The following is a 1245-nucleotide window of genomic DNA, read 5'->3' on the forward strand; positions in this document are numbered from 1 at the left end:
CATCACCATGATCGCCTCCGAATCATTCGACCCRCGGCTGATGTGGGATGTCTTGCGCCGCGACACAGGAAAGAAGGGCCATTGACCGACTCCGACRCCTCCAAGAACGGCAGTGACACGGCCACGCCGGATATCGATCCGCCGCGCCGTCGCCGCCTGTCCGCGATCTGGCTCATCCCGATCGTGGCRGCCGGGATCGCGCTCTATCTGGGCTGGGTCACGCTGTCGGAGAAGGGGCCGGTGATCACCATCACCATGCGCACGGCGGAAGGGCTKGAGCCGGGCAAGACSCAGATCCGCTACAAGGCCATCGTCTTCGGCACGGTGAAGAGCGTCGCGCTTGCGCCGGACGGCAGCCACGTCATCGTCGCCGCCGACATGACCAAGCAGGCYGAACCGCTGATGCGCGAGGGCACGCTGTTCTGGGTCGTCAGGCCGCGCCTGTCGGCCAGTTCCGGTATTTCCGGCCTGTCGACCATCATTTCCGGCGTCTATATCGAGTTCGATCCCGGCAAGGTCGGTACGAGGGCCCACCGCTTTGGCGGCCTGGAAGTGCCGCCCGTGATCCCGACCGACTCCCCCGGTACGGAATTTGCCCTGAAGACCACGCAGATCGGTTCGATCAGCGCGGGATCGTCGATCTTCCATCGCGGCCTCGAAGTCGGCCAGGTCCTCGGCTACGACTCCTCTAATCTCACCGACGGCATCACCATCCGTGCCTTCATACGCGACCCCTATGACAAGGAAGTGCGCACCAGCACCAATTTCTGGAACGCCTCCGGGGTCTCGCTCACCACGGGTCCCCAGGGCTTCCGGCTTCAGCTCGATTCCATCCAGGCCCTGCTCGCGGGCGGCATCGCCTTCGACACGCCGGCCGACGTGCTTTCGAACGAGCGTGCCGCTCCCAAGACGGCTTTCACCCTCTACCGGGACCAGGCCAGCGCCGACGAGGCCAAATATACCATTCGCCTGCGCTATCTGGTCTATTTCGATTCCTCCGTGGGCGGCCTTGCCGCCGGCTCCAACGTGGAGTGGCACGGCCTCAAGATCGGGGAGGTCATCGATGTCAGCCTACAATACAACATCGGCAAGAACGCGCCGCGTGCGCCCGTCCTGATCGAAATCGAGCCGCAGCGCATCCAGATCGTCGGCGCGGACGGCCCGATCAATCCCGAAACCGTGCTGAAATCGCTGGTCGCCAAGGGCCTGCGCGCCGAGATCAAGACCAGCAATTACCTGACTGGC

Annotated in this window: 1 protein-coding gene; it reads left to right on the forward strand. The window is 64.2% G+C overall.

Annotated features, from left to right (window positions below; genetic code table 11):
• Positions 1–81 precede the first annotated feature (81 nt).
• A partial coding sequence (locus AB4037_RS34555) for a PqiB family protein (RefSeq protein ID WP_441774671.1) occupies positions 82–1245 on the forward strand: 1164 nt, incomplete at its 3' end.

It is taken from the genome of Labrys sp. KB_33_2 (assembly GCF_052114505.1).
Lineage (GTDB): Bacteria > Pseudomonadota > Alphaproteobacteria > Rhizobiales > Labraceae > Labrys.